Origin of the sequence: Chryseobacterium sp. HR92, assembly GCF_045689405.1 — a bacterium.
In the GTDB taxonomy this organism is placed as follows: Bacteria; Bacteroidota; Bacteroidia; order Flavobacteriales; family Weeksellaceae; genus Chryseobacterium; species Chryseobacterium viscerum_A.
Genome location: NZ_CP139139.1, coordinates 2,769,501 through 2,789,117, shown reverse-complemented (window position 1 = coordinate 2,789,117; position 19,617 = coordinate 2,769,501). Strand labels below are relative to the sequence as shown.

General features: G+C 35.9%; 19 protein-coding genes. 7 read left to right on the top strand and 12 right to left on the bottom strand.

The window, feature by feature from the left end; all coding sequences use genetic code 11:
* Positions 1-155 precede the first annotated feature (155 nt).
* Together map and SFA27_RS12635 are read left to right on the top strand one after the other, a co-directional pair.
* Positions 156-965 carry a type I methionyl aminopeptidase gene (gene map / locus SFA27_RS12640; RefSeq protein ID WP_255815025.1) on the top strand — a complete coding sequence of 270 codons (810 nt, stop codon included), beginning with the start codon at positions 156-158 and terminating at the stop codon, positions 963-965.
* On the top strand, positions 965-1,732 hold the full coding sequence (locus SFA27_RS12635) for a class I SAM-dependent methyltransferase (protein WP_407292441.1): 768 nt from the start codon (positions 965-967) through the stop codon (positions 1,730-1,732). The genes map and SFA27_RS12635 overlap by 1 nt, the downstream gene beginning before the upstream one ends.
* Positions 1,733-1,780: 48 nt before the next feature.
* Here SFA27_RS12635 and SFA27_RS12630 read toward each other — a convergent pair whose 3' ends face one another.
* The 3 genes from SFA27_RS12630 to SFA27_RS12620 all read right to left on the bottom strand — a co-directional run bounded on the left by SFA27_RS12630 (position 1,781) and on the right by SFA27_RS12620 (position 3,783).
* Positions 1,781-2,491 carry a T9SS type A sorting domain-containing protein gene (locus SFA27_RS12630; RefSeq protein ID WP_407292439.1) on the bottom strand — a complete coding sequence of 237 codons (711 nt, stop codon included), beginning with the start codon at positions 2,489-2,491 and terminating at the stop codon, positions 1,781-1,783.
* A gap of 140 nt (positions 2,492-2,631) precedes the next feature.
* A complete protein-coding gene (locus tag SFA27_RS12625) occupies positions 2,632-2,964 on the bottom strand; it encodes a multidrug efflux SMR transporter (protein ID WP_034696733.1) in 333 nt (110 codons plus the stop codon).
* A 255-nt stretch (positions 2,965-3,219) separates the two neighbouring features.
* Positions 3,220-3,783 carry a Crp/Fnr family transcriptional regulator gene (locus SFA27_RS12620; RefSeq protein ID WP_047375282.1) on the bottom strand — a complete coding sequence of 188 codons (564 nt, stop codon included), beginning with the start codon at positions 3,781-3,783 and terminating at the stop codon, positions 3,220-3,222.
* A 323-nt stretch (positions 3,784-4,106) separates the two neighbouring features.
* On the opposite strand from SFA27_RS12620, the gene era reads away from it, so the two are divergent.
* Together era and SFA27_RS12610 are read left to right on the top strand one after the other, a co-directional pair.
* Positions 4,107-4,982 carry a GTPase Era gene (gene era / locus SFA27_RS12615; RefSeq protein WP_047375280.1) on the top strand — a complete coding sequence of 292 codons (876 nt, stop codon included), beginning with the start codon at positions 4,107-4,109 and terminating at the stop codon, positions 4,980-4,982.
* A gap of 66 nt (positions 4,983-5,048) precedes the next feature.
* Positions 5,049-5,477, top strand: a complete 429-nt coding sequence (locus tag SFA27_RS12610) for a DoxX family protein (RefSeq protein WP_047375278.1) — start codon at positions 5,049-5,051, stop codon at positions 5,475-5,477.
* A gap of 66 nt (positions 5,478-5,543) precedes the next feature.
* On the opposite strand, the gene SFA27_RS12605 is transcribed toward SFA27_RS12610, so the two are convergent.
* The gene (locus SFA27_RS12605) at positions 5,544-5,693 is read right to left on the bottom strand and encodes a bacteriocin-like protein (RefSeq protein ID WP_156118358.1); all 150 of its coding nucleotides are present in this window, start codon (positions 5,691-5,693) and stop codon (positions 5,544-5,546) included.
* Between the two features lie 118 nt (positions 5,694-5,811).
* Here SFA27_RS12605 and SFA27_RS12600 point away from each other — a divergent pair, with 118 nt between their 5' ends.
* Positions 5,812-8,214 carry a prolyl oligopeptidase family serine peptidase gene (locus tag SFA27_RS12600; protein WP_407292433.1) on the top strand — a complete coding sequence of 801 codons (2,403 nt, stop codon included), beginning with the start codon at positions 5,812-5,814 and terminating at the stop codon, positions 8,212-8,214.
* 140 nt (positions 8,215-8,354) lie between these two features.
* Here the strand turns inward: SFA27_RS12600 and SFA27_RS12595 are convergent, their stop codons facing one another.
* Positions 8,355-9,044, bottom strand: coding sequence for an HAD family hydrolase (locus SFA27_RS12595; protein ID WP_407292430.1), 690 nt, complete (start codon positions 9,042-9,044; stop codon positions 8,355-8,357).
* 76 nt (positions 9,045-9,120) lie between these two features.
* Between SFA27_RS12595 and SFA27_RS12590 the strand changes: the two genes are divergently transcribed.
* Both SFA27_RS12590 and SFA27_RS12585 read left to right on the top strand, forming a co-directional pair.
* Entirely contained in the window at positions 9,121-9,684 is a 564-nt protein-coding gene (locus SFA27_RS12590) for a Crp/Fnr family transcriptional regulator (protein ID WP_407292428.1), read from the top strand.
* Between the two features lie 429 nt (positions 9,685-10,113).
* On the top strand, positions 10,114-10,620 hold the full coding sequence (locus tag SFA27_RS12585; protein WP_407292425.1) for a GNAT family N-acetyltransferase: 507 nt from the start codon (positions 10,114-10,116) through the stop codon (positions 10,618-10,620).
* A 71-nt stretch (positions 10,621-10,691) separates the two neighbouring features.
* Here the strand turns inward: SFA27_RS12585 and SFA27_RS12580 are convergent, their stop codons facing one another.
* The 7 genes from SFA27_RS12580 to SFA27_RS12550 all read right to left on the bottom strand — a co-directional run bounded on the left by SFA27_RS12580 (position 10,692) and on the right by SFA27_RS12550 (position 19,475).
* On the bottom strand, positions 10,692-11,180 hold the full coding sequence (locus SFA27_RS12580) for a hypothetical protein (RefSeq protein ID WP_407292422.1): 489 nt from the start codon (positions 11,178-11,180) through the stop codon (positions 10,692-10,694).
* Positions 11,181-11,281: 101 nt separating this feature from the next.
* On the bottom strand, positions 11,282-12,643 hold the full coding sequence (locus SFA27_RS12575) for an MATE family efflux transporter (protein WP_264518101.1): 1,362 nt from the start codon (positions 12,641-12,643) through the stop codon (positions 11,282-11,284).
* 100 nt (positions 12,644-12,743) lie between these two features.
* Positions 12,744-13,928, bottom strand: coding sequence for a sigma-54 dependent transcriptional regulator (locus tag SFA27_RS12570; RefSeq protein WP_047375267.1), 1,185 nt, complete (start codon positions 13,926-13,928; stop codon positions 12,744-12,746).
* Positions 13,929-13,984: 56 nt separating this feature from the next.
* Complete coding sequence (locus SFA27_RS12565) at positions 13,985-14,644, bottom strand: YggS family pyridoxal phosphate-dependent enzyme (protein WP_407292418.1); 660 nt, start codon at positions 14,642-14,644, stop codon at positions 13,985-13,987.
* 75 nt (positions 14,645-14,719) lie between these two features.
* The gene (locus tag SFA27_RS12560) at positions 14,720-15,586 is read right to left on the bottom strand and encodes a polysaccharide deacetylase family protein (RefSeq protein WP_407292416.1); all 867 of its coding nucleotides are present in this window, start codon (positions 15,584-15,586) and stop codon (positions 14,720-14,722) included.
* Between the two features lie 291 nt (positions 15,587-15,877).
* On the bottom strand, positions 15,878-16,606 hold the full coding sequence (locus SFA27_RS12555; protein WP_407292413.1) for a DUF72 domain-containing protein: 729 nt from the start codon (positions 16,604-16,606) through the stop codon (positions 15,878-15,880).
* A 4-nt stretch (positions 16,607-16,610) separates the two neighbouring features.
* Positions 16,611-19,475, bottom strand: coding sequence for a heavy metal translocating P-type ATPase (locus SFA27_RS12550; protein ID WP_407292410.1), 2,865 nt, complete (start codon positions 19,473-19,475; stop codon positions 16,611-16,613).
* Positions 19,476-19,617 lie beyond the last annotated feature (142 nt).

Sequence of the window (19,617 nt, the reverse complement as noted above, 5' to 3'; positions counted from 1 at the left end):
ATAGAAATTAGAAGCTAGAAATTAGACGTTAGTTTTTAACGGCTAATCAAAGTTTCTGTTTTTATCGAAAAGAGTCTATAGATTGTTATAATATAGAAATACACATAATGCTGTACTCTAGCTTCTAACATCTGATATCTAATATCTATACAACAATGATTCAATTAAAAACGATAGACGAATTACGTCTTATGAAGGAGAGTGCCCGACTGGTTTCTAAAACATTGGGAATGTTGGCAAAAGAAATCAAACCAGGGATTACGACCTTATATTTAGATAAACTTGCTCATGATTTTATCAAAGATCATGGTGCTGAGCCTGCATTTTTAGGGTACGGAGGATTTCCAAATTCTCTTTGTATCTCTCCGAATGAGCAGGTAGTTCATGGTTTCCCAAACAATGATGTGGTAAAAGAAGGAGATGTTCTTTCTGTGGACTGTGGAGTTATTCTGAACGGTTTTGTAGGAGATCATGCCTACACTTTTGAAATCGGGGAAGTGAAGCCTGAAGTTAAAAAATTACTACAGGTTACCAAAGAATCTCTGTACAAAGGAATTGAGCAGTGTGTGAGAGGAAAAAGAATAGGAGATATCTCCCATGCAATCCAGGCACATTGTGAAAAAGAAGGATATGGAGTGGTAAGAGAGCTTGTAGGACACGGATTGGGAAGAAAAATGCATGAAGACCCACAGGTTCCTAACTACGGAAGACAAGGAAGCGGAAAAGTAATTAAAGACGGTTTAGCAATTGCTATCGAGCCGATGGTTAACATGGGAACTGAGAAAGTGAAGTTCCATAATGACGGCTGGACGGTAACAACTTTGGATAATATGCCATCTGCTCACTTCGAGCATGATGTAGCTGTAATCAATGGTAAGCCGGTATTACTTTCAACATTTGATTATGTATACGAAGCTTTAGGGATTGTAAGTGATGAAGAAAAGCAGTTCCAACTGGATTTTTAATGAAAAAGTTAACTAAGCTTTTACTGAATAAAATTCCACGTCCTATGCTTATTAAAATGAGCATCTGGGCAAGACCGCTTATTTATCAGTTTTTCAAAGGGGATGAGTTTTATGACCCTATTGATGGAAGATCTTATAGAAAATTTCTTCCATACGGATATGGAAAACAAAGAGAAAATGCTCTGTCTCCGGGAACGCTAAGTTTAGAGAGACACCGTCAGATGTGGCTGTATCTTCAGAACGAAACTGATTTTTTCATTAAAAATTATAAAGTTCTGCATATTGCTCCTGAACAGGAATTTTTAAGGAAATTCAAGAGAATGAGTAACCTGAACTATATTTCGGCAGACCTATACTCTCCGATTGTAGATGTGAAAGCTGATATCCTGGATTTACCTTTTGAAGATGAAAGTTTTGATATTATTTTCTGTAACCATGTTCTGGAACATATTGAAGACGATGCCAAAGCAATAAGTGAGCTATACAGGGTAATGAAGCCCGGCGGATGGGGGATTCTTCAGGTTCCGATGAAAAATTCATTGGAAAAAACCTACGAAGATTTTACCATTAAAGACCCTAAAGAACGCCAGAAACACTTCGGCCAATATGATCATGTCCGCTGGTACGGAATGGATTATTTTGACCGATTAAGAAAAGCAGGCTTTGAAACAGAACCTAACTTTTATTCACAGAAATTCTCAGAAGAAGAAATTAAAAAATATGGGTTAAGACACAACGAAATCTTACCTATAGTTTACAAAAAATAAGACAAAAACCCGTTTCAACTATTGAAACGGGTTTTTTATAATGTAATTTTATTCTTTAATAAAGGGGTAAGATTTATAATTTTCCACTGATACAATATATTGCCCTTTCTGTAGGCTGCTTGTATTAATTGAAGTTTTGCTGCGGTTAGTTCTGGTTTCAAATATCAGTTTTCCTGACAAGTCGTAAATCTTAAGCGGAAGGTCTTTTTCAATATTTTCAAGATGCAAAACCTCTTTTACAGGGTTTGGATACGCTTTAAAGATTTTTGTGGCTGCTTCAGCTTCTTTAGTGCTTAGTTGTGCAGTATTGTTATAATAGATTTTGTTTCCTGAAGGATCTGTCATCACCAGGGTTTTTACATTGCCATTGGTTGTAATTTGGTAACTGTATATGGAGGCATAAGCTCCTAAGCCATAAATGTCACAGTTTTTCTGATCATAAGCACGAACAGGCGCTGCATTTCCACCGTTATAAAACAAAAGAGTACATGAGCTTGATGTTTTGATAAGATTGTTGCTTCCGGGCATAATTCCGAAACCCATTATTGAAGTATTATAATACCTAGAATTAATAACATAGCTTGTTCCTCCCGCCGAATTAAATGTAGTGGCAGGAACTCCATTATCTATTAAAGGAGTATTAGTTGTCTGGCCGCTGCTTGTTACCATTTTAGAAATATACCAGCTATTGGAAAGTAATTCAGAGGTTTGCTGAGCGGTTAATAAACTGCCTGCTAAAAGGAGTATTATTTTTTTCATGAGTTAAAAGTTTCCCATAAAGATATAAAAGAATTCCTCTTTCTTGTTAAATTAATCAGATTCTAAAAATGATGTTAAAAAAACCGCCTTCATTACGAAGACGGTTCCATTTTAAATATTGATAGAAGTTTATGCACTTTTTAGTGTGAGGAAGACACAGCTTTTAAACCTACTACAGAACCAATAAGCGTTACAATAAAGAAAACTCTCCAGAAGCTTACGGGATCTTTGAAGAAAATAATTCCCATTAGAGCCGTTCCTACAGCCCCAATTCCTGTCCATACCGCATAAGCAGTACCAATTGGCAATGTCTGAGTAGCTTTGATCAGCAAAAGCATACTGATTGTCATTGTTACCAGAAAACCTGCATACCACAGGTACATTTCAGTTCCTGATGTTTCTTTTGCCTTACCCAGACATGATGCGAAGGCAACTTCAAATAATCCTGCGATAACTAATATTAACCAATTCATTTTTTAAATTTTTCTACTGCAAATTTCAGAATTTGATGTGAGAAAAAATTTTACAATTGTTAAAAAATGAAGATGTGGAAAGATTGAAGAAAGGAAGATGGGAGCTGGAAGATGGAAGAAAAATTAGGTGATCATAATCAATAGGAGCGAACTTTAATTCGCTTTCAATATAAATAATCATTCCTTTGACTTTAACCAAAACATACATAAAGAATCACAGAATTTTTAAATCTTTAAATTCTTCAATTTTTTAATTTACTTGATTTCTGCCCGTATTCTACTCAAGCTTACTTGCGTAATTCCAAGATATGAAGCAATATAACCCAGCTGAACTCTTTTAAGCAAGTCTGGCTGATAGGCTATAATATCTTTATAGCGCTCCAGCGAAGTTTTAAACTGTCTGGAAATAATAAGTTCTTCAGATTTTATCATTTCTGCTTCTGCCAGTTTTCGGCCCCAGTTGGCAATATGGATATCTTCATTAAACAGTTTTCTGAGGCTTTCTGTTTCCATTCTGTACAGATCACAGTCTTCCAGCAGTTCTATGCTTTCATAGCCGGGTTTATCCTCCACATAGCTTTTCATAGAAAGAATACACTGTCCCTCACTTCCAAACCAGAATGTAATATCATTATCAGCGGTGGAAGAATAGGCACGTGCGATCCCTTTACGGATAAAATAAAGATAGGGAATCACTTTATCAGCTTCCATCAGGCAAAAACCTTTAGGATGAGAAACCTCAGTGATATGCTCTTTTAAACTGTTTTTTGATGCTTCAGGAAGAAGGTAAACCTTATCAAGAATCTGGTCTATATTCATAAAGATGAATTCTAATATTCAAAAATATCAGTTTTAGGTGATGCAATACAAAATTATCTTATAATTTTTATCAGAAATCTTGTAATGAATGTGATCAGAATTATCCCGAATTCAACTTATTTATCGCCAAGATTACAAAGAATAGAGGCAAAATTCACATCCATTGGAGGGGTGGCAAAAATTCAAAGAATTTTTGCCGGGGTGGTTGAAGCTTCCAACATCCCTTATTTCACAATATGACTCTCTTTTTTCTTTTAAATATTGAGATTAACTGTAAAGACCAATTTTGTTTTAGTAACTTTGCAGTTCGTAATATTATTTTTATGCACAAAGCAGGATTTGTAAATATAGTTGGAAAGCCCAATGCGGGAAAATCGACCTTGCTCAACCAATTAATGGGAGAGAAGTTGGCGATTGTAACGCAGAAAGCTCAGACAACCCGCCACAGAATTTTTGGTATTTATAATGAAGATGACCTTCAGATCGTATTTTCTGATACTCCGGGAGTATTGGATCCAAAATACGGATTACAGGAAAAAATGATGGATTTTGTAAAGGACTCTTTACAGGATGCCGATGTTTTTCTGTTTATTGTAGACGTTACCGATAAAGCGGAACCTTCAGAATTTTTAATTGATAAACTGAATAAAATCCCTGTACCTGTACTTCTTTTATTAAATAAAGTAGATCAGACCGATCAGGCAGGCCTTGAAAAATTAGTAGAAGACTGGCACAACAGAATTCCGAAAGCTGAGATTCTTCCTATTTCTGCTTTAAATGCCTTTAATACAGAAGTCATTTTACCTAAAATAAAATCGCTGCTTCCTGAAAATCCTCCTTACTACGATAAAGATCAGTACACGGATAAACCCGAAAGATTCTTTGTAAATGAAGCAATACGTGAGAAAATTCTTTTGAATTATGATAAAGAAATTCCATATTCTGTAGAAGTAGTAACTGAGCAGTTCAAGGAGAAAGAAGGAATTATCTTTATAGATTCTATTATTTACGTAGAAAGAGATACTCAGAAAGGAATTATTATCGGGCACAAAGGAGAGGCCATCAAAAAAGTAGGAACTGAAGCAAGAATAGATCTTGAGAAATTCTTTACCAAAAAAATTCACTTAAATTTATTTGTAAAAGTGAAAAAAGACTGGAGAAAGAACGACAGAGATCTTAAAAATTTCGGTTACCGATAAACTAAAACGGCTGGAATCCCGTTGTATTAAAAGATTTTTATTACCTTAGTATAAATTTTTTAGTAAATGAACTATAATAATTCAAATTGGAGCTCAATACCTAAAGATGTTATTTTATTAGCAGTGAGAGTATTTGTTGGTTTTGCAATGCTGTCTCATGGCTTTCCGAAACTTCAGATGTTATTGGCGGGCGGTAAAATCGAGTTTTTCGATTTTATGGGACTTGGGCCTCAGATCTCTCTGATTCTTACAGTTTTTGCTGAATTTGTTTGTTCAATACTACTTATATTAGGGCTTTTTACAAGAGTTTCTTTAGGTTTTTTGGTCTTTACCATGATCATAGCTGCTTTTGCAGTACATGGAGCAGATCCTTTTGAGAAAAGAGAAATGGCGCTGGTTTATCTTTCCGTTTATCTTTTGCTTATGGTAATAGGGGCTGGAAAATTTTCTGTAGATCATATGATAGAAAGAAGAAAAAGAGCTTCAGACTGGTAATCTCACAATAAAAACAATACAAAATAAAAGAAAGGCACTTCAGAAAATGAAGTGCCTTTTCTGTTCTTAATAATTGCAATTTGGTAAGCAATCCCAGATCAACTTTCCGTTTTCATCTCTTACTCTGCAAGCCATAAAGCCTGCATCACATAATGGAGCATTTCCTCCTTTAATCGTTTTCAAATTGCTCTTTGATAATTTTCTTAAATTTTTCATATTATTTTAATTTGTAAGATAAAAGTAACGAAAAAATAAATATGACACCAAAAAGAGTCTTATTTTTTAGTGTTAGAAATATGTTAAAATTCACTACATTCGTAGAAAATGAATTTATATGAAGATAAAACTGACTATTTGCCTTCTGGCATTTCTCAATTTTTATGATGCACAGGAAAATATTACGTATCAGAAACCTTCTGCCGAAATTTTAAAACTGGCAGATTATGAAAGACCTCCAAGTGTTCTGATGAATAGCAAAAAAGACTGGGTAGTTTTTACTTATCGTCCCACATATAAAACACTTGAAGATCTCAGCCAGAATGAGATGAAACTTGGCGGGCTTAGAATCAACCCGGTTACTAATATTTCAAGCAGTATGACCTACTCAAATAATCTGAAGATCAGAAAGATCAATGATAAAAATGAGATTCAGGTAAAAAATCTGCCTTCCAACCCGAAAATTGCTTATGTTTCATTTTCACCGGATGAAAAGAAACTGGCTTTTACCAATACAACAAATAAAGGAGTAGAGCTTTGGATCGTAGATATGGAAACAGCTTCTGCCAAAAAAATTACAGCTGATAATCTGAATGCCAATTTAGGAATGCCTTATGTATGGTATAATGATTCTCAAAGCTTCCTGATCAGAACACTTCCACAAAACCGACCTGCTCTGATAGATGCAAGCAAAGATCTTCCAACCGGCCCGATTGTTTCAACAGCGGATGGTAAAGTTTCTCAGAACAGAACTTATCAGGACCTTTTGAAAAATCCTCAGGACGAAAAAAACTTTGAAACGCTTACTGCTTCTGAAATTTATAATGTAGACCTTACAGGAAATCTGAAAAAATTGAAAGACCAGGATATGTATGCCGGATTAAGCTTTTCTCCTGACGGAAATTATCTGATGGCTACAACGATTAAAAAGCCGTTTTCCTATATCGTTCCACTCAACAGATTTCCATCTACAACGGTTATTTATGATATGAAAGGAAATGCTGTAAAAACAGTGAATGAAGTTCCTTTGAACGAAATAATGCCAAAAGGATTCTCCTCTGTAAGAACCGGAAAAAGAGATATGACATGGAGAAGTGATGCTCCTGCTACACTTACCTATGCTGAAGCTTTGGATGGAGGAGATCAGTCTAAAACAGCGGACTACAGAGACGAGATATTTACCTGGGAAGCCCCATTTACAGCAGCACCAAAATCTTTCTTCAAAACGAAACAGAGATATGATGACGTAGTATGGACCAATGATCATTATGCCATTGTTTCTGAAGGCTGGTATGATACAAGAAATACAAAATCTTACCTGATAGATATCAATAATGGAGAATCTAAAGTGTTTGATGACAGAAATTATCAGGATGTTTACAGTGATCCGGGGCATTTTAACACCACGAAAAATCAGTACGGAAGATATGTAATAGACATGAAAGGCGGAAAAGCATACCTGATCGGAGATGGATTTACCAAAGATGGCCAGCACCCTTTTATTGACGAAATGGATGTGAAATCACTGAAAAAGAAAAGACTTTACACTTCCAATATAAAAAATGGCAAAGAAGAAATCATTGATATTCTTAATGCTTCAAAAGGTGAAATTCTTACTACCCAACAGTCACCAAGCCTTTATCCAAATTATTTCAAAAAGAATATTAAATCTAATAAAGCAGAAGCGGTAACCAACTTTGCAAACCCTTTTGAAAGCATCAAAGACGTTTACAAAGAAGTGATTACTTACAAGAGAAATGATGGTGTTACTTTAACAGGAACGCTTTATCTTCCTGCTAATTATGACAGGAAAGCGAAAAAAGAGAAGCTTCCGTTGCTGATTTGGGCTTATCCTACAGAATATAAAGATAAAAATACAGCAGGGCAGAACACCCAAAACCCGAACGACTTTACATTCCCATATTACGGATCTTTTGTATACTGGACAACGAAAGGATATGCAGTTCTGGATGATGCCGCTTTTCCGATTATTGGCGAAGGAAAAACTGAACCTAATGATACTTTTATCCCACAGCTGGTAGCTAATGCAGCAGCAGCAATTGATGCAGTGGATCATCTGGGATATATTGACAGAAAGAAAGTTGCTGTAGGCGGACATTCTTACGGAGCTTTTATGACAGCAAACCTTTTGACACATTCAAACCTTTTTGCATGTGGAATTGCAAGAAGTGGTGCTTACAACAGAACTTTGACACCATTCGGGTTCCAGAGTGAGCAGAGAAACTATTGGGATGTTCCGGAGATTTACAATACCATGTCTCCGTTCATGAATGCTGATAAAATGAAAACACCGCTTCTTCTGATTCACGGTGATGCAGATAACAACCCTGGAACATTTACTTTGCAGACGGAAAGATACTTCCAGGCATTAAAAAATCTGGGTGCTCCGGTAAAAATGGTTCTTCTTCCAAAAGAAGCTCATGGATATCAGGCTAAAGAAAACATCTTACACCTTTTATGGGAACAGGATCAGTTCCTTGAAAAGTGTTTGAAGAAATAAATTATAAAAGAGACTGTTTATCACAAACAGTCTCTTTTTTTGTTTAAAAAATATTAATTAAAACTTTATAGATGTAATTGCTTAAAGCGAAGCTTATCTTAATAATCTTATTAGCTTAATAAATCTTAATGGTTTAAATATTAAAGATACTTCAGAATTTCATCAACATTCTTAAGCTCCATAAAATTTGGATGTTCCAGATTGACATCATGCTGTTCATGGCTCCATGTGACATGGTAAGGAATATGAGCTGCTGATCCTCCGATTTCCAATACCGGAAGGATGTCTGATTTTATAGAATTCCCAAGCATCAGGAAGTTTTCAGGCTTGCAGTCCAGATGTTTCAGAAGCTTTTTGTAATCATTTTCTTTTTTATCACTCATGATCTCAATATGATGGAAATAATTCTGTAATCCGGAGTTTTTCAGTTTACGTTCCTGATCCAGGAGATCTCCTTTCGTAGCTACAACCAGCCTGTATTTCCCCTTTAAGCTTTCAAGTGTTTCTGTAACTCCATCCAATAATACAATAGGTTTCTGAAGAAGATTCTGACCCAGCAGAATGGCTTTATTCACCAGTTCCAACGAAGCAGTGTTATTGGAAACCCTGCCAATCGTTTCAATCATACAAAGCATAAATCCTTTTACACCATAACCGTACAGATGGAGATTCTGCATTTCCGCTTTAAATAATTCCTGTGATACCGAATGTTGTGGAAGATAATCCTCAAGCAGTATGCAGAATTCTTTTTCTGCCTCCTGAAAATAGGGTTCATTGATCCAAAGGGTGTCATCTGCATCAAAGGCGATTGTAGTAATATGATTATTCATTTTTGTTTTGTAATTTTCTGTTCGCAAAATTCAGTATAAAAATTAAATAAGCAAAGGACAATTGTCCCGGGTGAATATGTTAAGGACGAATCAGACATTTTTAAATTATCTTGACGATCTGTATGAAAAACAGAACGGTAGTGATGAGATTACATTACAATCTTTTTCTGCAGGGAATAAAATATTAGTACAGGATCATCAGCCTTCGCATGTGATGTTGATTAAAAAAGGGATTGTCAAGTGTTATTTTGTCGAAGAGAACGGGAAAGAATATATTTTAGAATTCCTAGGAAGTGGGGAAGTGATAGGGGAAGTGGAGCTTATCAAGAATATAAACTGTCTGTGCAGTATTGAAGCCCTCACGGAAGTGACGGTGTATGCAGTGAAAATTCCTGCTTTCAAATCTTTGATTAAAAACGATCTTGTCCTGAATAATTTTCTTTTAGAGTCTTTTGCAGAGCGGATTATCAATACTTCCAGCAGAGCGTCCTATCAACAGTTATATACGGTGGAACATACTTTAAGACAGTTATTGCAAATGCAGTCTAAGCAGAATATTCAGATTTCCAAAGAGAATATGGCGGCTTATCTCGGAATTGCGGTAAGAAGCTTGAATAGAATCTTGAAAGATTTGAAATGATTTTGCTGCAAACGCAAAGAATCTTACAATTATATGTCTTTAAAGTGCAAGAACATTTTGACTTCGCTCAATGTGAGATTTTCAGCAAATAAAAAGTAGTTTAATTTTCTCGCAGATTGAGAAGATTTTGCAGATCTTTTCATTATGATCTGTTTAATTTGCATAATCTGCGAGCGGTAAAAATAGTGGTATTCAATTTTATCGGAGATAAAATCTTCGCGCTTTAAAAACAGCAAAATCTTGCACTCCATTGCGTCTTTGCGATTTTAAATAAAGAAAGTTCTATATTTGATTGAAATGAAGAAATGTGTGTTTTATTTGAGGGGGTATTTTGTTTTAATATTGAAATTTAGATAAAATATTGAAATTTTATAGGGGTGATTTTAAATTTTAGTATTTTTGCATTAAAATAAGTTGAATCCAATATTCATGGAAAAATTAAAGTTCAGAAATGCTGAGTTGGAAGATTTAAACAAAATCGTAGCCATATATAATTCAACAATCGCTTCAAGAATGGTTACTGCAGATATGGAAGAAGTCTCTGTAGAAAGCAAACTAAAGTGGTTTGAAGAGCATAACCCTCAGACAAGACCACTTTGGGTGGTTGAAGATGAACAAAGCCAGATCATTGGTTGGGTAAGTTTCAGTTCATTTCATGAGAGAGCAGCATACAATGGAACGGTGGAAGTAAGCATTTATCTGGATGAAGCCTGCAGAGGAAAAGGGTATGGAAAAACCATTCTTCAGTATTGTATTGATAATGCCGGAAAATTTGGAGTAAAAAATCTTGTAGCGCTTATTTTCCTTCATAATGAGCCCAGTTTGAAGTTATTCAGACACTTTGGATTTGAAGATTGGGGAAGTCTGCCTAATGTAGCAATTTTGGATGGTGTTGAAAGAAGTCTTAAGATCTTAGGAAAGAGAATAGATTGGTAAAAAACAGAACTTAAAAAAATATAACTTAAATAAAAAAATAGCTGTCTTAAATTTGAACAGCTATTTTCTATTTATTCAGCATAATATATAGTAATAATTTTATTTCTCCATGTTTTTATCTGCTTCACAATTTCATCTAGATCTCTTCGGGAATTTAGGGCAATAACGCCATTGTATACAGGGTAATCATGAATATTTAAATTATAATGACTCAAAGCTTTTTGCGGAGATTCCAGTTCATTTTTTAAATATTTTGCCAAGATAAAAATCAATGAAATATTGGGCTCGGAATAATAGAGTTGAGAGTTGTCCTCTTCGTTAACGATTTTATAATCTTCTATGGTTGTTTTTAGATAGTGTTCAAAAGCAAGAATAGCCAGATTACATATTGATTCATGTTCATACTTTTCATCCATAGTTCCCCACCAATCAATGCTAAGTTCACTGTCTGATAAATAATTTAAAGCATTTTTAAGCCCATTAATGATGATCTTTAATCTTTCAAAGCTAAAATCATAAGTTTGGGCATCGTTTCGAAGGTCTTCTTTAGTTAAATCCATAGTTGACTTATATTTTCATCATTACGAAATTAGAAATAATAAAGTTCAATAAAAAACGCAGAGCTCAAAAACTCTGCGTCAATATTTACGATTTTTATTTTTTATGAATTCTGCTTAATTCTTTTCGCAGACATATTCAGGAATCGTTTTACCAGGAAAACAGCAGAAACTGTCAATCCTAATCCGAGTGCAATCCACATTCCGAATGCTCCCATTTCCAGGGTTACACACAAGAAATATCCCAAAGGAATGGTAATTACCCAATAAGCAATAAAAGTGTAAATAGATGGAATTTTCACATCCTGTAAACCTCTCAACATTCCTAAAGCAGTTACCTGAATTCCGTCAGAAAGCTGGAACAGCGCTGCGATAATCATTAGTTTTGATGCCAGGGTAATCACTTCCACTTCTTCTTTTTTGGTGAAAAAGGTTGGGAGTATATTTCTTCCTAAAATAAATACCAATCCACAGATACACATGAAAATAAAGGCAATCTTCAGGTTGTTGATTCCTACCTTTCTGAGTTCCACAAAATTCTGTTCACCCACTTTTCTTCCGATCATTACTGTAGAAGCAACACTAAACCCAACACATAAGTTAAAGGTGAAAGAGGCCATACTTAAGGCGATCTGGTGGGAAGCAATATCATGAGCAGAGATCAGTCCGCAGATAAATGCAGCTCCGGCAAAAGCGGTTACCTCAAAGAACATCTGTAGGGCTGTAGGCAGTCCCAGTTTCACCATTTTATCAAACATTTGCTTTGAGAAATCCTTAATTTTTAAAGAGAAGTCTTTGATATAGCGTCTTGTTTTTTCTTCTTTCACCAAAACAAAATACAGGAAAACAACCATGAAAATTCTGGAAATCAGGGTTGCCAGAGCAGAACCCTGTACACCCATTGCAGGAATTCCCCAAAGTCCTTTGATAAAGACATAGTTTAAGGCAATATTGATGATATTCGCGATAATAGTTGCCTTGGTAACTCCAATGGTATAGGACAAACCTTCGGAAACCTCACGAAGCGTCTGAAATGCCATAAATGGGATCATACTGACCACCATGATACTTAAGAAACCTACTGTATCAGGAATGATTTTGGCTGGCTGCCCGGAGTGATAGAGTAGTGGCATCCCCATAAGTAAGATTACCATCAGGATCACCCCAACAGCCATATTGATGATAAAACCGTGACTGAAAACAGAATTGATTGTAGCATGATCCTGTCTTGAATGTGCTTCCGAAACCAATGGAGGGATAGCAAATGAAAAGCCCAGAGCTAATACAAATATGGAGAAAAATACAGCATTCCCCAATGAAACGGATGCCAACGCATCAGCACCCAAAAGTTTTCCGACAATAATATTATCGAATAAGTTTACGGAAACCTGCCCCACCTGGGTAAGCATCACAGGCAGAGCCAAAGTCAGGCATTCTTTCGTATAGTTTTTGTTTAAAAATTTCATAATATTTTAAGATTCATATAGTTTATAATTCAAATAGGGCAAAAAAAAATTTGCAGTGGTAACACTGCAAATTTTTATAATATCGTAAATAATAGCTTTATTATTTCCTTACAAAACTTGCAACGTCACCTTCAGAAACAGTGTTTCCACCAAGAATAATCAATCTCTCCACAACATTCCTTAACTCCCTGATATTTCCAGTCCATGAAAGGGATTTTAAAGCATCAACAGCTTTATCATCAAACTTTTTCACAGCAGTACCATGCTCATCAGCAATCATACCTGAGAAATGCTCAACCAGCAATTTGATATCCTCTTTTCTGTCATCCAATGGCGGAACATAGATTTCAATAACAGAAAGTCTGTGGTAAAGATCTTCTCTGAATTTCCCTTCCTCAATTTCTTTCTGCATATTCTTATTGGTTGCTGCAATTACTCTTACGTCAACTTTTATTTCTTTATCACTTCCTACAGGAGAAACTTTGCTTTCCTGAAGAGCTCTCAATACCTTAGCCTGAGCAATAAGGCTCATATCACCAATCTCATCAAGGAAGATTGTACCGCCGTTAGCCTGTTCAAATTTTCCCTGCTTATCTTTAATAGCCCCTGTAAAAGAACCTTTTACGTGTCCGAAAAGTTCAGATTCAATAAGTTCAGATGGAATTGCAGCACAGTTTACTTCTATCATAGGGCCTCTTGCACGTTCACTTTGATTGTGGATGGCATGAGCTACCAATTCTTTTCCAGCACCGTTAGGTCCTGTAATCAGAACTCTGGCATCAGAAACGGCTACTTTTTCGATCATATCCTGAATCTTTTGAAGAGCAGGAGAATCACCGATCATCTGGTATTTTTTATTTACTTTTCTCTTTAAGGTTTTGTTTTCAGTCTGAAGATTTTTGTTTTCTTTCTTCAGGGTTTCCTTCACCAAAGCGTTTTTCACGCTCGTGATCAATCTGTTGATATCAATTGGCTTGGAGATAAAATCGTATGCACCCTCTTTCAAACAGGAAACAGCAGAATCAATGTCTGCGTGGCCTGAGATCATGATAAAAGTAGTTTCTGGTTTTAATGCGAGACTTTGCTTCAAAAGTTCAGTTCCAGAAAGTTTAGGCATTTTGATATCAGAGATCACCAATGCGAAATCTTCTTTTTCTACCTGTTTGTAACCTTCAAGGCCGTCTTCAGCGATAACAAATTCATAATCGGTTAATTCATCCGAAAGAATACTGTGAAGTACTCCCGAGATTGCTTTTTCGTCTTCTACTATAAGGATTTTTTGCATAGTTGCAAATTTAAATTTTTTGTTTCAATTATTAGCAAAAACTGTACCTAAATATTCTATTTTGAATAGTCTCTTCTTCCAAAAATTGCAGATCCAACTCTCACAGAGTTAGCACCACACTCAATAGCTGTCGGGAAATCATCACTCATTCCCATTGATAATGTATTTAGTGTTTTTAATTGATTTAATTCATCAAAAAGACCCTTCAGGATTAAAAATTCATTTCTTACCTGCTGCTCATCATTTGTGAATGTTGCCATTCCCATTAAACCGGTAATTTCAACATTAGGGAATTGACCTTCAAAATACAGCTGAAACAGATCTTTCGCCTCAGTGATTTCAAGTCCGAATTTACTTTCCTCAGCGGCAATTTTTACCTGCAGCAGAACCTTGATGACCCTGTTGTTCTTTCCTGACTCTTTGTTGATTTCTGCTAATAATTTTTCAGAATCCACACTTTGTATCGTATCTATGAAAGGAGCAATGTATTTTACTTTATTGGTCTGTAAGTGGCCGATAAGATGCCATTGGATATCCTGAGGAAGAAGAGGGGATTTCTCCATCAGTTCCTGTACCTTATTTTCTCCAAAAACTCTCTGTCCCAGATCATATACTTCCTGAACTGCAGAAGCGGGATGCGTTTTAGAGACAGCAACCAGCTGAACATTGGATGGCAGCTGATCTTTTATAGATTTATAATTTTCTTTAATACTCATAGATGCAAATTTCCGAAAATTCCCTGACAGTTGCCAGTGATGGATACATTTTACATTGTTTTTTTTATATGAAAATTAATTCAAAACTTCATTGATCTTAGGATATTGAGAAATCTTTCTGAAAACAAACTTGTTGCTTTTCTGTAATTTTTCAATAAACAGATCCAGCTCATTGATAGAGTCTGTATCTCTGAGATATTGATCATGAGTAAGGAAAACAAGGTGTCTTGAAGTTTTCTCAAGATCGTTAAAGAAAATACTGTCAACTTTCTTGATCATTGCTTCATGGCTTCCTTTTAAAGTCATTTTCTGGGAAGGTCTCCATTCAAGATCCCAGCCGATTACTTTATAACCTGCTTTTTTAAGACCATCTGCCGCTGCAGTAGAACTTTTGATATCGGTTACGTTAATATTGTTCAGCCTCCAGATATTTCTTCCGGGAGTTCTTGCTATTTTATCGGAAAGCTTCAGGCTGTCTTTGGCGATCTCAAAATCGTGGACTACAGACTCAGCATTTTTATAAAAATCAGTGTATTTGTTATGGGCGTGGCTAAAGCTGTGGTTGGCCAGTTCTACAAGAGGGTTTTGCTTCAGAAGCTGCAGATCATCTTTCTGTTTTTTGCTTCCATAGGCATGTTTCCCTACCAGAAAGGCAGTTGCACAAACATTTCTTTTGTCCAGGATTTTTAAAAGATTTTCGGTTCCCTGATTGGGTCCGTCATCAAAGGTAAGGTAGATCACTCTTTTATCCGGATCTATGCTTTCATCGTCCATTTTGGAGGGTATTTCTGCGGAAGGATGCTCCTGTGAATTGACGACGGGGTCGCTCTTCACTTCATTCTTGAAATTACAGCTATACAATAAAGCCGAAGTTGCACTCATCAATGCAAACATCCCGAGAAAAGTCTTATTTGTTGACTTTCCCGCAAAAATTTTTCTCATAAAGATAATGGAATTTAATTTGTTAAAAATCGTTAAAAATAACAGTTGAAAGTTAACAAATTACATGCCATGCTGTGCAGGTTTTTTCTTTTTAAGTTTATTTTAAGAACTTTATTTTAAAGGAGATTTCAATTGCTTGATCAATTGTAGATTTATTGTTTTGTTTTCTTTAAATCTTAACATTTATAAATGTGTAAACGATAGTCTTTTTCTATTTTTATTACACTTTTAATATTCTTCATTTGATAGGGAATTATTTTATTTTAACAATCAAATAATTGCAGCTGTTCGTTATTTTAAAATACTTTTTAAGTAAAGTGAATTTTTGATGGCTGCAGTTCCCCAGGTATTATTGAAAAATATAAAAGCGGTTCGTTGAGCGTTTTTAATCTTCCCGGCAAGTTCATTCAAAAAATGTTCGCTGTATTCAGATTTGTAAAGAAGGGGTATTCCGTGAAGCCTGTAATAGAGGATCTCCGGATGATTAATAATAAGTTCTTCAGGAAGATCACCTGGAAAACTTACACCTGAGAAGACGATATTATGTTGTTTTAAAAAAACGAATATTTCTTTTTGCCACCATGAGCTGTGACGGAATTCAATTACATTAAGGAATGTGTGATCAATAGAACTGATTATCCGTTCTGTATTTTCTGCTGTATTTTTAAAAGAAGGAGGAAGTTGATAGAGAAATCCTGCAAGTTTACCTTTCAGATTACTTTGAATGTGTTTGCAGAAGGCTGCAATGTCTTCCTTTGAATTTTCAAGGCGGTTTTGATGGGAAATGGATTTTGGAATTTTAATGAAAAACCTGAAAGAATCAGGAGTTTCATCATGCCATTTCAAAAGTGTTTTTGATGTTGGCTTTCTATAAAAGGTAGAGTTGATTTCTACCGCGTTGAATGTTTTGGAGTATAAAGAAAGAAAATCTTTACTTTGGGCATTTTCAGGATATAAAGACCCTTTCCAGTCGTTATTATAAAATCCTGAGCACCCTATGTAAAGATTTTCTTTTATCATAATGTTATTTTATATCCAGATCCACGGAGTTTAATCTCAATGAATTCAGAATCACAGACAGGGAACTGAAGCTCATTGCTGCAGCTGCAATCATTGGTGATAGCAGAATTCCAAAGAATGGATACAATAATCCTGCCGCTACCGGAACTCCCAGTACATTATAGATGAACGCGAAGAACAGGTTTTCTTTAATGTTTTTGAGAAGTTTTTCACTTAATAATTTCGCTTTTGCAACTCCCAGAATATCTCCTTTTAACAAGGTGATCTCAGCACTTTCAATGGCTACATCTGTTCCTGTTCCCATGGCAATTCCTACATTTGATTGTGCAAGGGCAGGAGAGTCATTGATTCCATCTCCGGTCATGGCTACAATCTTACCTTGCTTTTGCAGCCTTTTTACCTCATTCAGTTTATCTTCCGGAAGACAGTTGGCTTTGAAATGTTTGATTCCTAATTCATCGGCAACGGCTTTGGCTGTGTGCTCATTATCTCCAGTCATCATAATCACATCAATTCCTTCGCTCATCAGCTGTTTAACTGCTTTTTTGGAACTTTCTTTTATTTTATCTGTAAAGCTTATGAAACCAAGCACCTGCTGATTTTGTGCAATATAAGAGATCGTATGTGCCTTTGACTGTACTTCCACAGCTTTTTGCTTTAAACTTTCCGGAATGGTGATCTGATGTGAGGTTAACAGGCTTTCGTTTCCTAAATAAGCTGTTTTAACATTGATATTTCCTTTGACTCCTTTTCCCGAAATATTCTCAAACTGATCTACTTTTTCAGGAGTTATATTTTCTTCTTTCGCTCTTTTTATTACAGCATTGGAAAGTGGGTGCTCTGAATTCTGATTTAAAGAGAAAGCCAGTTTTAAAATCTGATTCTGATCTCCGGTTACGGTTTCAATATGTTCTACTGAAGGTTTTCCTTCCGTTAAAGTTCCTGTTTTATCCGTGATCAAAACATTTACTTTGTTCATTTGTTCCAGAGCTTCTGCGTTTTTGATCAGAATTCCGTTTTTGGCGCCTTTCCCGATTCCTACCATTAAAGACATAGGAGTTGCCAGTCCCAGGGCACACGGACATGCTACAATTAAAACTGCAACAGCGTTCACGAATGCAAATAAAGTTCTTTTTCCTTCCGGGCCGAAAAACTGCCACAGAATAAAAGTAAGTACGGCAATAAGAATTACAACGGGAACGAATACTTTTGAAACCTTGTCAGTGAGTTTCTGGATCGGAGCTTTGCTTCGGCTGGCTTCATTCACCATTTTAATGATCTGTGAAAGCAGTGTTTCATCACCTACTTTCTCAGCCTTCATGATGAATACCTGATTACCATTTATCGTTCCTGAAGAAACTTTATCATCTATATTCTTTTCAACAGGAACGGGTTCACCTGTGATCATACTTTCGTCTACAATAGAATTTCCCTCAGTAATTTTTCCGTCTACGGGAATTTTTTCACCCGGTTTTACTTTTAATAAATCTCCAATTTTTACCTGAGAAAGCAACACTTTCTTTTCTTCACCATTCACCATAAGGTTGGCTTCGTCCGGAGAAAGATTCATCAGTTCTTTGATGGCATTACCTGTTTTCTTATGAGCAGCAGCTTCCATCAGCTGGCCTAAAATAACAAGGGTTAAAATCACACAGACAGCTTCAAAATATAATGGAATTTCATGATTATGTCCACGAATTTCATGCGGAATAATGTCCGGAAATACTAAAGCCACAATACTGAAAATAAATGCGGCAGCCACACCCAGCGCAATAAGACTGAACATGTTGAGATTCCATGTTTTGAAAGAAACCCCTCCTCTTTTCAAGAGAAACCATCCGGAATAAAACATCACCGGAAGCGTTAAAGCAAGTTCGATAAATCCCTGAATCTGATGGGAAAAAGGAAAATTGATCAACATTCCGCCCATTGATAGAATGAAAACGGGAATCGTAAATGCTAGTGAAGTAATGAATTTTTTCTTTAATATATTGTATGTTTCATCCTCTTCATCATCACTGCTGTCCGGCATTCTTACGAGATCCATTCCACAGATCGGGCAGTCTCCAGGTTCATCACGAATAATTTCCGGATGCATAGGACATGTATATTTTGCAGTTTTCTTTTCAGGATACTTTACCAGGTCCATACCACAGACAGGGCATCCTACATTAGAATCATAGGTTTTGTCTCCTTCACAATACATTGGACAGTAATACCTGCCTGCCATTTCATCAGTTACTTTAGAAGCCTCGTGGTTATGGCTGTGATGATCATGATGATGATGAGCGTGGGAGTGAGAATGTTGTTGATGTGAACTTCCTTTTTGAACAAGCTCTTCCGTTATCGGTTCTAAATGCATATGGCAAACCGGGCAGTCTCCTTTTTCATCGTACACTTTATCTCCTTCGCAAAACATCGGACAATAATATTTTCCTATATTGTCTTTAAAGTTTTCCGGAAGATTGGTTGTGGAAAAGGTTGGTTTATGATTGGGGTCTTTGGCGAGTTTTTCTTCAATAGGTACCAGGTACATTTTGCAGACAGGGCATCTTTCACCTTGTTTAAAATATACTTTATCTCCTTCGCACTCCATTGGACAATAGTATACTGAAGACGGAGATACACGGTCCTGAGGTTTTACAAAGGCTTTCTCAGGATTATTTGGGTCTTCAAGTCTGTATTTTCCTATTTCTGCCAAAGCATCATTTAAAACTGAAAGCTTTACTCCATGACTGGAAGTAATTGTTGCGGTATTGTTTTCCAGATTGACATCTGCTTGAACACCTTCAACACTGTTCAGTTGATTTGAAATTTTTTTCTGGCAGCCGGAACAGGTCATTCCGAGTATTTTATACTGTTGTTCCATGATTCTTAAATTTATACTACAAATTTCCAAAATGGAATGCTAAGGTTGTTATAAATTTAAGGATAATAGTTATAAAATTAGGAGAGGATGAGTTTTAGGGTTGGAGAGTGTTAGAGTGGGAGAGTTGTAGGGTGTGAGCGTT